Source organism: Microbacterium meiriae, assembly GCF_032364335.1.
Taxonomy (GTDB): Bacteria; Actinomycetota; Actinomycetes; order Actinomycetales; family Microbacteriaceae; genus Microbacterium; species Microbacterium meiriae.
The window spans coordinates 2,052,547-2,064,742 of the sequence record NZ_CP133984.1 but is presented as its reverse complement, the minus strand read 5'-3'; the positions used below and the strand labels follow the sequence as shown (position 1 = coordinate 2,064,742).

Below are 12,196 nucleotides of genomic sequence, written 5' to 3'. Positions count from 1 at the left end.
TGCACCGGATGCGCTTCAGGCACCGGGGGAGGGCCACCCTGACGATGACGCTGACGCTTGATCCGATCCTGCGCGGTGCAGGGATCGACCCGCTCGAAGCCCAGGTAATCCGGCACGCCTTCGTCAAGGAGCACGAGAACACCGGCCTGCAGGGCATCCACGCCGACTCCACCGACGAGGAGATCTTGCTATACACGAGCCAGCAGTCCGCTAACCCCCGGATCTTCCCGACCACGCCGCCGGCGATCTGGGTGGTGTTCGTCCGTGAGGGCGGCGACCGTGCCCGCCTGTGGTCGGTGGTGGAGAACCGCGGCGAGGTCGCGAACGATGGCGCGCTCAGGACCTTCGATCTCGTCGTGTCCGACCACATGGGGGACCTCAGGAATCGTCTCGTGATCGGCTGGAGATCGCCGCGCACCTGGAGGCTCAACGGACCAACCGCCGCCGGCTACCCGGTGATGGAGATCGCCGACGCCCAGCCGGTGCCGTTCCCCGGATTCGACCGGCTCGTCCTGGACCACCAGCAGCTCCAGGCGGTGATGCGCGAGCACCGGTATGCGGCCTGGCGTACGGCGCTCGGTTCGGTGGTCGGCGTCTACCTCATCACGGACACCCGCGACGGCCGCCATTACGTCGGCAAGGCCGACGGTGCCGAGAACATCAGACAGCGCTGGAACGCCTACGCGACTAACGGGCACGGCGGCAACGTCGAGCTGCGCGGTCTTGATGCGTCTACGTTCCGGTTCTCGTTGCTGCGGGTGTTCGACCCTGCGACACCGACTCGCGAGATCGACGCGGCGGAGAGCCACTTCAAGAATGCGCTCGACTCCCGCCGCTGGGGCCTGAATCGGAATTGACGGCGCGCTGCTGCAGCAGCCGAGGTGTGCGATCCGCGATGCTGGAAAGCATGCCTCGCAACTCTTCGCCCGCCGCCGTGCGGATCGGCAACAGTATCGCTAACGCGCGAAGGGCATTGTCGATGGCGGTGGATGAGCTGCAGTCGCGAGCCTGATCGACTCCACGATTATCCGCTCGTAAGAAGCTGGCCGCGCAATGATGAATGTGCGGTCGCTGGTAAGGATTGCGGAGGCGCTTCACGTGGAGTTTGGGGCTCTGCTCGAAGGCATGGCTTCGGAGATGTTCGCGGCGGCAAGCTGACTCGAGGGAAGTATTCCGTCCACTTCACGACCGAAAATCGCGCCGAGAGCGCGCGGCTTGCACAGCCAGGGATCGAGCCCGTCCAGTCGTCAGGCTCATCGACGAGTGAGAGCGTGGCGCTCGCGAGGTTCGCGGCGTGGTCTTCCGTCGCGTGAAGTGGAGCTCGCGTAACTCACGGGGTCAGTCGCCATCGAGGTGCTTAGGGTGCGGATCTCCATCATCGCGGCGTTCATCGATGAACATCCGGATAAGGTCGGCAAGCTCCTCGTCGTCGCTTAGCTCGGGATGCGTTTCGAGAAGCTCCCTTAGTTCGTCCGCTGCTTCTCGTGGTGAGAGTTCGCTTATCCGGCGCTGCCATGCAAGCACATCCTCATCGCCACCCTCAATGCGAACGCTGGACAGCAACATCCAAATTCGCTCTTCGAGCGAGCTGAGAATCGCAGCTTTCTGCAGAAGCCGTTGCCAATCCGCGGCGCTCATGGTGAAGACGAGCTGCGGTTCGCTAACGTCGATCTCGGACCGGACGACAAGCGTGTCCGTCTCGTTGCCTGTGTCGACATCCTCACTCTGCTCGTGGAGTTTGACGCCGGTCAGAAGGTCAGAACCGCTCTTCCGAGTCTTCGCCGCTCGCCGCCTGATTAGCCGATCGAAGCCCTTGACTGTGGCGGCGGTCGCGACGACAACCGCGAAAGCCCCGAGTCCAAGGACAACCCGATCCTTCGGAGTCAGATACTTCAGCATGCTCGTTGTCTTGCTGGGGAGGAAGATCTCGGCGTGTGTCACGAGAGCATTGGTCTGAACATCGCGAAGCAAACCTTTCGCCGCACCGTTTGTCTGTCTCGAGGCCGATAGCTTCATTCCGTCCCAGACTCGAATCATGGCCGGGATGTCGGTATAACCGGATTGTGTCACGCTGCTGACTCCTCTCCGCGCGTCTCTACGTCTCCGACTGCGGCCGCTTCGAGTGCCCGACGGCGGTCGTACAAACACACCACACGGCGGAAGAGCGCCAGGTTGGATGGTGAACTGACCTCGGTGCTCCCGTACAGTTCGACCAGCACCTCGTGAAGGTCCTCGGCGCTATAGCCAGCAGGATCCAGGAGGACCAGGCACTCGAGCTTGAAGTAGGTCGTGTAGTCAGAGTCGACCACTTGCCGGGGCGTGGTCAAAACGCCTTTGACTTCCCGCTCGAAGCGGGCCCGGCTCCCGGGCGATGAGGTAAGCGATCGTTCTGCGAGTCGCTTGACGACGTCCGGAAGGCCACCGAAGTTGATGGTGCCGTCAGAGGCGATGCGTCCGGCTTCGAGTAGATACTTGTGCACGGGCAGGTAGGAACTGTGCGTTGCGCGAATCCCGTCACGAATGCCGGTTGCCAGGAGATTTTCCGGATCCAAACCGCGCTTGCGGAGGCCGAGGACGTCCTGTTCGACGTCGTCCCGACGGAGCGTGCGTCCGATAGTAGAGAGGTTCTGCAGGTCCTTCTCGGAAAACGCACCCACGCCGAAGACCACGCGATACTCGTCCGCGTCGTCTGCGTCGATCGGGATGGCCCGAACTACTTCGCGGGTCTGTGACGGATCTGGATGAGTGACCAGGTCGAAGACGTGCTTCCGCAATTCTCGAAGGATCGCCGCCGGGAACGGGCGCTCCAGATGGGTGAGCACCTCCCAAAGCCACTCGAAACTGTGCGTTCCGATCCGCGTGATGGGGAGGCGTGAGCCTCCTCGCTGGATGCTCGTCTGCTCGATAACTGTCGCTGACGAGGCATCGGCGTCCCATTCGACGAAATAGATGCGTTTGCCGAGTTCGCCCAGCCGATTGGGACCGACAGCCGTCGCGATGTTGTCCAAGATCTCGTTCAGATACTCGTCGCTGAGGCTATAGCCGACGAATATCACGGGGTGCTCTGCGAAGATCGTCAGCAGCTTCGCGGCCAAGTAGTGGTTCCGGTTGGAGAACCTGTCGTAGTCGCCCTTTGTCAGAATCAATGAAAGCGGCTGTGTGGCCGCGCCATGGATTTTGTACGTCTCTGCGATGAACTGTGCATCGCTCATCATCAGCTCATCCTGGCCCACATAAGGCTGGAAGGAGGGGAACAGCTGGTCGGTGAGGGAGTCGTAGTTCGTGGTGATCACCCCATCGACGACGGCCGACCCGAGAAGAGCCACCTCAGCGGCCAGAGTCGCGTCCTCCACACCCGGGACGCCCGCCACAAGCGAGTCATGTGTACGAACGTACTCTGCGATCGCTACCTTGAGTCCGCCTTCGTCGTCTCGAACGACGCCCGAGTGTTGCTCGCGCTGATGCGCGTAGGTGTCGTCGTTCCACCAACGCTTGTGGAAGGTCTGAGCGATGCTGGTCGCCGCCGTCGGTAGGTCGCCATTGGCTGTTGCCAGGTGGTAGTCGAAGTTCTCGCCGGCCTCCAACGCGAACTTGCGCAACAGGCCCTCCCAATCGGGAAGACCGAGATAGCGTCGGGAGATACCGCTTCCGATGAACAGGTACGGCAGGGCGCCGTGCGAAATGAGTGATGCCTGCAGTTCGACAGCAGCCTCCGCATTGGCCGAGGGTCGATCACCGCTAGCGCGATCCGTAGTCATCCCACCAGCCTAGTTGGCTGGGCCGACACCCACCTCCAACACAAACAGTGTCCGGGGCGAACTGCGCGATCGTCGTCGCTGCGGTCTTCGGGATCGTCGCGTTGTGCGGAGGGGCGCGGGCGTTGCGGGTCGTTCTCGCCGTCGTGGCGCTGGCCGCCTTCGTGGTGCTCGTGACGCCGGAGCCGAGCGTCATCCGGGCCGCCACGATGGCCGCGGCGGGCATGCTGTCGATCCTCGTCGGGCGGCCGAGCGCAGGTGCCGGAATCCTGGCCCTGTGCGTGACCGCCCTCCTCGTGGCCGACCCCTGGCTCGCATCGACGCCGGGATTCGCGCTGTCCGCTGTGGCCTCCGGGGCACTCATCCTCCTCGCCCCGGCGCTGGCGAACGGGATCGCGCGCTGGCTGCCCCGTCCGCTCGCCCTCGCGATCGCGGTGCCTCTGGCGGCGCAGCTCGCGTGCGCGCCCGTGATCGCGCTGTTCGCGGAGCAGCAGTCGCTCGTCTCGGTCGTCGCGAACCTCCTCGCCGAGCCGGCCGCGCCGCTCGCGACGGTGATCGGGCTCCTCGCCTGTCTCGCTGCCCCTGTCCCCGTCGTCGCGGATCTGCTCGCCGCGTCCGCCTGGTTGCCGTCGGCGTGGATCGCGACGGTCGCGCGGGTCACCGCCGGACTCCCGGGTGCTCAGGTGCTCCTCCCGGCCGGCGTCGGCAGCGCTGCGGTGGTCACGCTGGTGAGCGTCGCGATCGCCGTCGTGTGCTGCCGCGGAGGGCCGCGCGTCCGGGAAGTCGCGCGAACCGACGTCGTGACGGCGTCGGTTCGCGCGGGACGGGCCTGGACGCCCGGCGCTCTGCTCCCCGCGGCTCGACGCGTGGCGGCCGGCGTTCTCATCGTCGTCGCGTCCGTCGGCGCCTCCCGTGCGTTGATCGACGGTCCGCTCGCCTCGCTCGTGACGCCGCACGGGTGGGCGATCGCTGCGTGCGACGTGGGCCAGGGCGATGCGGTCCTGGTGCGTTCGCAGGACGCCGTGGCCCTCATCGACACGGGACCGGACCCGGCGGCGCTCGACGCCTGTCTGCGCTCGCTGAGCATCGACCACATCGACCTCCTCGTGCTCACACATTTCGACGCGGACCACATCGGAGGCGCGACGGCACTCGAAGGCAAAGTGGGCACGGTGCTGCATGGACCACCTGCCGATGCCGCCGATGCGCGTGCGCTCGACGGCCTGGCCCGAGCGGGCGGAGCCGTCCGGCCGGTCGACGCCGGCGACCGGGGCGCGCTGGGCGGAGCGGCATGGCGGGTGCTCTGGCCGTTGCCGCACAGTGCCGCCTTCCCGCCAGGGAACGATGCGAGCGTCGTCACGGAGTTCGCCGGGGGAGGAGTGCCCCGTGCGCTCTTCCTGGGTGACCTCTCCGCTGCCCCGCAGCGCGCGCTGCTCCGGAGCATGCCGCTGACGGGATACGACGTGGTGAAGGTCGCCCACCACGGCAGCGCCGACCAGGAACCCGCCCTCTACGACGCTGTGCAGCCGAGGGTCGCGCTCATTACGGTCGGCGCCGACAATGACTACGGGCACCCGCGTCGGGAGACCCTGGATCTCCTGTCGGCTCTCGGGACGCAGGTCTACCGCACCGATCGCGACGGCCGCACCCTGCTCGCCGTCGAGGACGATGTCCTCCGCGTCTGGACCGACGTCGCGCCGCCCTGAGTCGGGTGTCCGACACCGCCGGTAGGCTGGTCCCATGGCAGCTTCCCGTCCTCCCTCCCGTGGCGGCGCGAAGGCCACGAAGATCCCGCAGGTGTCCTGGCGGGAGCCGCATCCCGCGCCGCTGGTGCTCGTCTCGGGCCCGGAGGAGGTCTGCGCCGAGCGCGCGATCGCCGGGGTGCGCGACTACCTCCGTGCCGAGGACCCGGCACTCGAGGTCAGTGACGTCCGTGCCGACGACTATGCTCCCGGCACCCTGCTCTCCCTCACCTCACCGTCCCTGTTCGGTGAGCCGCGACTGGTCCGCGTATCCGGCGTGGAGAAGTGCTCCGACGCCTTCCTTCAGGAGGCCATCGGGTACCTGGAGAACCCGCAGGAGGGTGCGACGGTCGTGCTCCGGCACACGGGCGCCAGTGTCCGTGGGAAGAAGCTCCTCGACGCCCTGCGTGCGGGGACCGGTGGCGGGATCGAGATCGCCTGCCCCGCCATCAAGCGCGACGGCGACCGGGTCGACTTCGCGGCGGGGGAGTTCAAGGCGGCCCAGAAGCGCATCGCTCCGGCCGCGCTCCGGGCGCTCGTCTCGGCCTTCGCCGACGACCTCACCGAGCTCGCGGCCGCCTGCCAGCAGCTGATCGGCGACGTCGAGGGCGACATCACGGAAGAGGTCGTCACCAAGTACTACGGCGGCCGGGTCGAGGTGTCGGCGTTCGTCGTCGCCGACACCGCCATCGCCGGTCGCTACGGCGAGGCTCTCGTGGCGCTCCGCCATGCGCTGTCCTCCGGTGCCGACCCCGTGCCGATGGTCGCCGCGTTCGCGATGAAGCTGCGCACGATGGCACGCGTCGCCGGCAACCGTGAACCCAGCAGGCAGCTCGCCCAGCGCCTCGGGATGAAGGACTGGCAGGTCGACCGCGCGCGTCGCGACCTGGCGGGCTGGAACGAGCGCTCCCTCGGGATGGCGATCCAGGCCACCGCGCGCGCCGACGCCGAGGTCAAGGGTGCGGCGCGTGACCCCATCTTCGCGCTCGAGCGGATGGTGACGGTCATCGCCACCCGTGAGCCGTTCGGGGGATAAGCCCCTGCGCGAAAGCAGAAAGCCCGCCTCACGAGGAGACGGGCTTTCCGGAAGTCAGAAGCTCAGAGAGCGGAGACCTGCTTGGCGATCGCCGACTTGCGGTTCGACGCCTGGTTCTTGTGCAGGACACCCTTGCTGACGGCCTTGTCGAGCTTGACCGAGGCCTTCTTCAGGTTCTTCTCGGCGGCGGCCTTGTCGCCGGCGGCGACGGCCGCGCGGGTCTGGCGGACGAGAGTCTTCAGCTCGCTCTTCACGGCCTTGTTGCGCTCGTGAGCCTTCTCGTTGGTCTTGTTGCGCTTGATCTGCGACTTGATGTTTGCCACGTGTGGACGCTTTCTGTACAGGAGTTATTCGGAGTGCCGGCAGCAGAAGAGGGCTGCTGCACGGCGGTCGTGAGGGAAGAACCCACACGCAAGCCAAGAGTCGAGTCTACCAGTACCGGGTGGGATCGTGCGAAACGACATCGCCCAGGCGAGACGCCGTCGCGCGGAAGGCGGGACCGGGTGCAGAATCATCCACAACGACGACGACGTCAGGAGCCCGATGACCCCCCTCAGCACCGACCCGACCGCGCGTGCGCGGCTGCGCTGGTCCGCCGCCACCTCGTCCGTCCAGATCGAGGGTTCCCGTCGTGCCGACGGCGCTGGACGGTCGATCTGGGACGACGAGATCGCCAAGCCCGGACGCATCCGGGACGGCTCGACCGCGGAACCGGCGTGCGACAGCTATCGCCGTGTGGAGGATGACGTCGCCCTGGCAGCCGGACTCGGGCTCGATCGCTACCGGTTCTCGATCCCGTGGGCGCGCGTGCAGCCGGACGGTCACGGACCCGGGAACGTCCCAGCGCTGGACCACTACGCCCGCGTCGTCGATGGTCTGCTGGCGGCCGGTGTCACCCCGTTCCCGACCCTCTATCACTGGGAGCTGCCGAGCGCGGTCGAGGCCGACGGTGGCTGGCTCGCCCGCGACACCGCCGAGCGCTTCGGCGAGTACGCCGCCCTCGTCGCCGCCCGTCTCGGTGACCGGGTGTCCTCGTGGTACACGCTGAACGAGCCCGCCATGACGACGCTGCAGGGCTACGCGGTCGGGGCACTCGCGCCGGGGAGACAGGTCCTCTTCGGTGCGCTTCCGACCGTGCACCACCAGCTGCTCGCCCATTCCCGAGCCGCCGAGGCGCTGCATGCCAGAGGCGCGGCGAGCGTCGGTCTCGTCAACAACCACACCTGGGTCCTGCCGCTGCGGGACACCGAGGAGGATCGCACCGCTGCCGCGGTGTACGACCTCCTGCACAACCGGTTGTTCAGCGAGCCTCTGCTGTCCGGGACGACACCGGACCTGGAGGCACTCGGACTCCCGCCGCTGCCCATCCTCGGCGACGACCTCGCCCGCATCGCGGGATCGATCGACTTCTACGGGGTGAACTTCTACAACCCGACGACCGTCACCGCCGGTACTCCGGATGCCGACATCCCGTTCGAGATCGTGCCCACGCCCGGAGTCCCCGTCACCGGGTTCGGACCGGAGTGGCCGATCATGCCGTCCGCCCTGCGCGACCTCCTCATCGATCTGCACCGACGACACCCGGACATGCCACCGATCATCATCGGGGAGAACGGAGCGTCCTTCCCCGAACCCGACCTCGCCGGTGCCGTCGAGGATGCCGACCGGATCGCCTACCTCTCCGCGCACATCGACGCGGTGGGCGAGGCCCTCGATGCCGGCGTCCCGGTCGAGGAGTACACGGTCTGGTCCCTGCTCGACAACTGGGAATGGACGGACGGCTACACTCAGCGGTTCGGTCTCGTGCACGTGGACTTCTCGTCGGGGGAGCGCGCTCCGAAGGCTTCCTACGGGTGGTACCGCGACCTCGTCGCCGGCGCTCGTGAGGCCAGGGACGCCGCGGCGGCACGGGCATGACCGGTACCCCGGGCCTCGTCGCCCGCCGCGCCGGTCTTCGCTGGATGTCGCTGTTCACGCTCGCCTGGCTCGCCATCTGGACCGTCCAGCTCACCCCGGTCCAGCTCCTTCTCCCGCTGCAGCTCGACACTCCGGAGGACGACTGGATCCGCGGCGTCGTCTCCTCCGGGATCGTGCTCGGAGTGGGTGGTCTCGCCGGCGTCGTCGCCGGGCCGCTCGCCGGGGCGCTCTCGGATCGAGCCCGCGCCGGCGCGCACCGGCGGCGGCCATGGGCTCTGGGAGGGGTCGCGCTCACGGCCGTCTGTCTCGTCCTCACCGGGTTCGCCGAGGGCCCATGGGCAGTCGGCGCCGGCTGGGTCGGCGTCTCGATCGGCGTCGCCGTCTCCTCCGCCGCGTTCACCGCGCTCATCGCCGACCAGCTCCCGACGACGCAGCGCGGTGCCGCGTCCGCCGCGGTCGGGTCGAGCCAGGCGGTCGGGATCGTGCTGGGGGTCGGGCTCGTCGTGCTGCTGGGCCTCGACATCGTCGCCGGGTATCTGCTCCTCGCCGGCATCATCGCGGTGGTCGGGGTCGCGGCGGCGCTGCTGCTGCCGGACCCGCCGAGCACGGAGGCGCTGCGTCCTCAGCGCATCGGGCGGCCCCGCCTGGCGTCGCTCCGCGACCGCGACTTCGCCTGGATGCTCTCCGGACGACTCGTCACCAACATCGGCAACGCCCTCGGCACGGCGCTGTTCCTCTTCTTCCTCCTCCACGGCCTCGGACAGGAGAGCACGACCGCACAGGACAACCTCCTCCTGCTGATCGTCGTCTACACGGTCTTCGTGGTGCTCGCCTCCGTGATCACCGGAATCGTCTCCGACCGCACCGGGGAGCGGCGCCGGCTCGCCGTGGGGGCCACGGTCGTGCAGGCGGCGTCGGGCGTGGTGATCGTGGCCGTGCCCACCTTCGAGATGACGATGGTGGCCGCCGCGCTCATGGGTCTCGGCTACGGCGCCTTCTCGACGGTGGGCCTCGCGTTCGCAGCCGATCTGCTGCCCGATGAGCAGGATCACGCGCGCGACCTCGGCATCGTGAACGTGACCGCCGCCCTCGGACAACTCATCGGGCCCGTGCTCGGGGCGGGGCTCGTCGCCCTGGCCGGCGGGTTCTGGCTCGTCTTCCTGGCGGCGGCCATCCTGTCGCTCGTCGGGGGAGCGCTGACCGCTGCCGCGCGGCCGCGGGTGTCCTCAGCGTGACGCCGCGCGCTCCTCGATCGTCGCGATCGCGAGGGCGAGGACGGCGTTGAACACCCGCGGACGCATGGCGGTGAGCAGGTGCGTGGTCCGCGGCACGACCATGAGCTCCGCCTGCGGGGCCAGGCGCCGGAACAGAGGCTCGTTCAGCCGGAGCTGATCGTACTGGCCGTTCACGAACCAGAGCGGCACCTGGATGCGGGGGACCGCGGCGGCGACGTCCAGGGCGGCGAGGCTGCGGAGCGTCTGGTCCTGGACGTCCAGCGCATATCCTCCGGCGGAGAAGTCGCCACGGTTCTCCTCGGGGATCGTCGCGGCGAGCATCCGCTGCGTCAGCCACATGCCGCGGTCCGGCAGGGAGTCGACGGCCCGGGCGAACAGCCGATAGGCACGCAGCCCGGGGCCGCGGGGGAGCGACGTGCACGCGGCGGCGACGAGTCCGTCGACAGGGGGAGGCTCGGCCCCGCCGGTGTACGCGAGGGAGAGCAGCCCGCCCATCGAGTGGCCGACCAGCAGGACGGGGCCCTTCTCCGCGGCGGCGCGGACGGCCGCGTCGATCGTGTGCAGCGCCTCGTGGAGCGTGAAGTCCTCGTCCATCCGGCTGCCGTGGCCGGGGAGGTCGACGGCGGTGACGGGGTGCCCGTGCGCCTCCAGGTACTCGACCTGCGACCGCCACATCGTGGCGGACGTGCGGATGCCGTGCACGAGGACGGTGTGGACGGTCACGCTTTCAGCATAAGGAAAGCGGGGCCGGTGGATGGACCACCGACCCCGCTTCGACACGAGATGTGTCAGAGGATGTTACTTCTCCCAGCCGACGTTCTCGACCGGCGTGACACCGAACAGGTCGAGACCGACGTAGGGCTCCGGCGTGAGGTTCGCCAGGCCGTTCTTGACCACGTAGATCGAGGGGCCGCTGTACAGCGGGATGACGCCCCAGGTCTCTTCGACGATCTTCGGCTCGAGCTCCATCGCCGCGGTGGTCCAGGACTCCGCGTCCTTCTGGCTCTCGACATCGTCAGCGATCTGCTTGTCGATCTCCGGGGTGCCGGTGCTCGACAGGTTCAGCTGGCTGTCCGAGCAGTAGAGCTGGCAGAACCACGCCGGACCGAACGGGTCGGAGTCCGTGAAGCGCAGCGACACGGCGTCCCAGTTCTTCGACGTCAGGTCGTTGGAGAAGTCGGCCGAAGCGCGGACATCGATCTTGAGGTCGATGCCGATCTCCTTCTGCTGCGCCTGCAGCGACTTCGCGAGCGCCTCGAGCGTCGGGTCCTCGCCGAAGACCGGGAAGGTGACGGAGAGCTTCTCGCCGTCCTTCTCGCGGATGCCGTCCTCGCCCTCGGTCCAGCCGGCGTCGTCGAGCAGCTTCTTGGCCGCGTCGACGTCGTGCTTCAGACCGGCGGTGGCGAACGAGTCCTCGTAGCCGTCCTGGAACGAGTACAGGTTCAGCGAACCGGCGACCGGCTCCTCATAGCCGAGGCCGTTCCACGCGATCTGCTTCTGCTGGTCGATGTTCACGCCCAGGAAGAAGGCCTTGCGCACGTCGATGTCCTCGAACTGCGGCTTGTCGGCGTCGACCATGAGGATCGTCTTGGCGGTCTGCTGGGCGCGACGGACGGTGGTGTCCTCGACGTCCTGAACCTGCTTCAGGCGGTCGTTGGTGTTGGCGCCCACCATGTCGATCTCGCCGTTCTTGAAGGCGTTGACCGCGGCGTCCGGCTCCATGGCCGTGAAGGTCACCGAGTCGAGCAGCGGCGCGTCGCCCCACCACTCGGGGTTCGGCTTGAACGAGACGAAGCCGCCGTTGGCGTCGAACGTGTCGACGGTGTACGGGCCGGCGCCCCACTCCGGGTGCATGTTGCCGATGAAGCCCTCGTTGAAGACGGCCGGGTCGGCGACAGCCGGGTGCAGCACGCCGCCCGTGAGGAACGCCATGGACGGCCAGGCGTAGACGCCGTCGAAGGTCACGACGGCGGTCTTTGCCGTGTCACCCTGCTCGACGGACTTGATCTGCTTGTAGCCGTCGGTCGCGTTGGGGGTGAAGCCCTCTTCGTAGGAGCGGTTGGCCTTCCACGTCGCGTCGACAGCGGTCCAGTCCATGTCCGTGCCGTCGTTGAAGTGCGCCTCGTCCGTGAACGTGAAGGTGATGGTGGTGTTGCCATCCTCCTCGCCGATCTCGTACGCGTCGAGGTAGGCGTCGTTCTTCGTGACCTCGCCCTCCGGCGAGACCAGGAGGATCTGCGGCATGTACCACGACCACAGGCGGACCGTGTCGGCACTGCCGTCGCCGTTGAAGGCGTTCAGCTGCTCCGGGATCTCGTTGATGGGGAAGTTGACCTCGCCACCCTCCTGGAGGTTGCTGCGGTCCTGCGGGTTGTAGTCGGCGGTCTTGGTCTCGACCTTGTCGCCGTTGTCCCCGCCGCCGTTGTTCCCGGAGCCGCTCGCGCAGCCCGCGAGGGCGAGTGCGAGGACGCCGCCGATAGCGACCGCCCCCAGCAACTTCTTGTTCTTCAT

At 67.8% G+C, this 12,196-nt stretch carries 10 protein-coding genes; 5 read left to right on the top strand and 5 right to left on the bottom strand.

Features of this window, described 5'->3' with window-relative positions; translation table 11 throughout:
* Nucleotides 1-44: 44 nt before the first annotated feature.
* Nucleotides 45-857, top strand: coding sequence for a GIY-YIG nuclease family protein (locus RI211_RS09920; RefSeq protein ID WP_025103708.1), 813 nt, complete (start codon nt 45-47; stop codon nt 855-857).
* Nucleotides 858-1,338: 481 nt separating this feature from the next.
* Here the strand turns inward: RI211_RS09920 and RI211_RS09915 are convergent, their stop codons facing one another.
* Nucleotides 1,339-2,070 (bottom strand): hypothetical protein, encoded by a 732-nt coding sequence (locus tag RI211_RS09915; RefSeq protein ID WP_268776199.1) that lies wholly within the window; start codon nt 2,068-2,070, stop codon nt 1,339-1,341.
* Nucleotides 2,067-3,758: an SIR2 family protein gene (locus RI211_RS09910; protein ID WP_025103706.1), complete on the bottom strand. Its 1,692-nt coding sequence runs from the start codon at nt 3,756-3,758 to the stop codon at nt 2,067-2,069. Before RI211_RS09910 ends, RI211_RS09915 begins: the two co-directional genes overlap by 4 nt.
* A 47-nt stretch (nt 3,759-3,805) precedes the next feature.
* Here RI211_RS09910 and RI211_RS09905 point away from each other — a divergent pair, with 47 nt between their 5' ends.
* Both RI211_RS09905 and holA read left to right on the top strand, forming a co-directional pair.
* Nucleotides 3,806-5,461: a ComEC/Rec2 family competence protein gene (locus RI211_RS09905; protein WP_315637648.1), complete on the top strand. Its 1,656-nt coding sequence runs from the start codon at nt 3,806-3,808 to the stop codon at nt 5,459-5,461.
* Nucleotides 5,462-5,495: 34 nt separating this feature from the next.
* Nucleotides 5,496-6,533, top strand: a complete 1,038-nt coding sequence (holA, locus tag RI211_RS09900) for a DNA polymerase III subunit delta (RefSeq protein WP_315637649.1) — start codon at nt 5,496-5,498, stop codon at nt 6,531-6,533.
* A gap of 62 nt (nt 6,534-6,595) precedes the next feature.
* Here the strand turns inward: holA and rpsT are convergent, their stop codons facing one another.
* Nucleotides 6,596-6,856, bottom strand: a complete 261-nt coding sequence (rpsT, locus tag RI211_RS09895; protein WP_187661676.1) for a 30S ribosomal protein S20 — start codon at nt 6,854-6,856, stop codon at nt 6,596-6,598.
* Between the two features lie 220 nt (nt 6,857-7,076).
* Between rpsT and RI211_RS09890 the strand changes: the two genes are divergently transcribed.
* Entirely contained in the window at nt 7,077-8,450 is a 1,374-nt protein-coding gene (locus RI211_RS09890) for a glycoside hydrolase family 1 protein (protein WP_315637650.1), read from the top strand.
* Nucleotides 8,447-9,685 carry an MFS transporter gene (locus RI211_RS09885; RefSeq protein ID WP_315637651.1) on the top strand — a complete coding sequence of 413 codons (1,239 nt, stop codon included), beginning with the start codon at nt 8,447-8,449 and terminating at the stop codon, nt 9,683-9,685. Before RI211_RS09890 ends, RI211_RS09885 begins: the two co-directional genes overlap by 4 nt.
* On the opposite strand, the gene RI211_RS09880 is transcribed toward RI211_RS09885, so the two are convergent.
* Both RI211_RS09880 and RI211_RS09875 read right to left on the bottom strand, forming a co-directional pair.
* Complete coding sequence (locus RI211_RS09880) at nt 9,677-10,408, bottom strand: alpha/beta fold hydrolase (RefSeq protein ID WP_315637652.1); 732 nt, start codon at nt 10,406-10,408, stop codon at nt 9,677-9,679. The genes RI211_RS09885 and RI211_RS09880 overlap by 9 nt on opposite strands.
* Before the next feature lie 75 nt (nt 10,409-10,483).
* The gene (locus RI211_RS09875; protein WP_315637653.1) at nt 10,484-12,196 is read right to left on the bottom strand and encodes an ABC transporter family substrate-binding protein; all 1,713 of its coding nucleotides are present in this window, start codon (nt 12,194-12,196) and stop codon (nt 10,484-10,486) included.

Bases quoted from the DNA above. Each gene is read 5' to 3' on its own strand.
- holA (WP_315637649.1), top strand. From the start codon at position 5,496: ATGGCAGCTTCCCGTCCTCCCTCCCGTGGCGGCGCGAAGGCCACGAAG.
- RI211_RS09885 (WP_315637651.1), top strand. From the start codon at position 8,447: ATGACCGGTACCCCGGGCCTCGTCGCCCGCCGCGCCGGTCTTCGCTGG.
- RI211_RS09910 (WP_025103706.1), bottom strand. From the start codon at position 3,758: ATGACTACGGATCGCGCTAGCGGTGATCGACCCTCGGCCAATGCGGAG.
- RI211_RS09890 (WP_315637650.1), top strand. From the start codon at position 7,077: ATGACCCCCCTCAGCACCGACCCGACCGCGCGTGCGCGGCTGCGCTGG.
- RI211_RS09875 (WP_315637653.1), bottom strand. From the start codon at position 12,196: ATGAAGAACAAGAAGTTGCTGGGGGCGGTCGCTATCGGCGGCGTCCTC.
- RI211_RS09920 (WP_025103708.1), top strand. From the start codon at position 45: ATGACGCTGACGCTTGATCCGATCCTGCGCGGTGCAGGGATCGACCCG.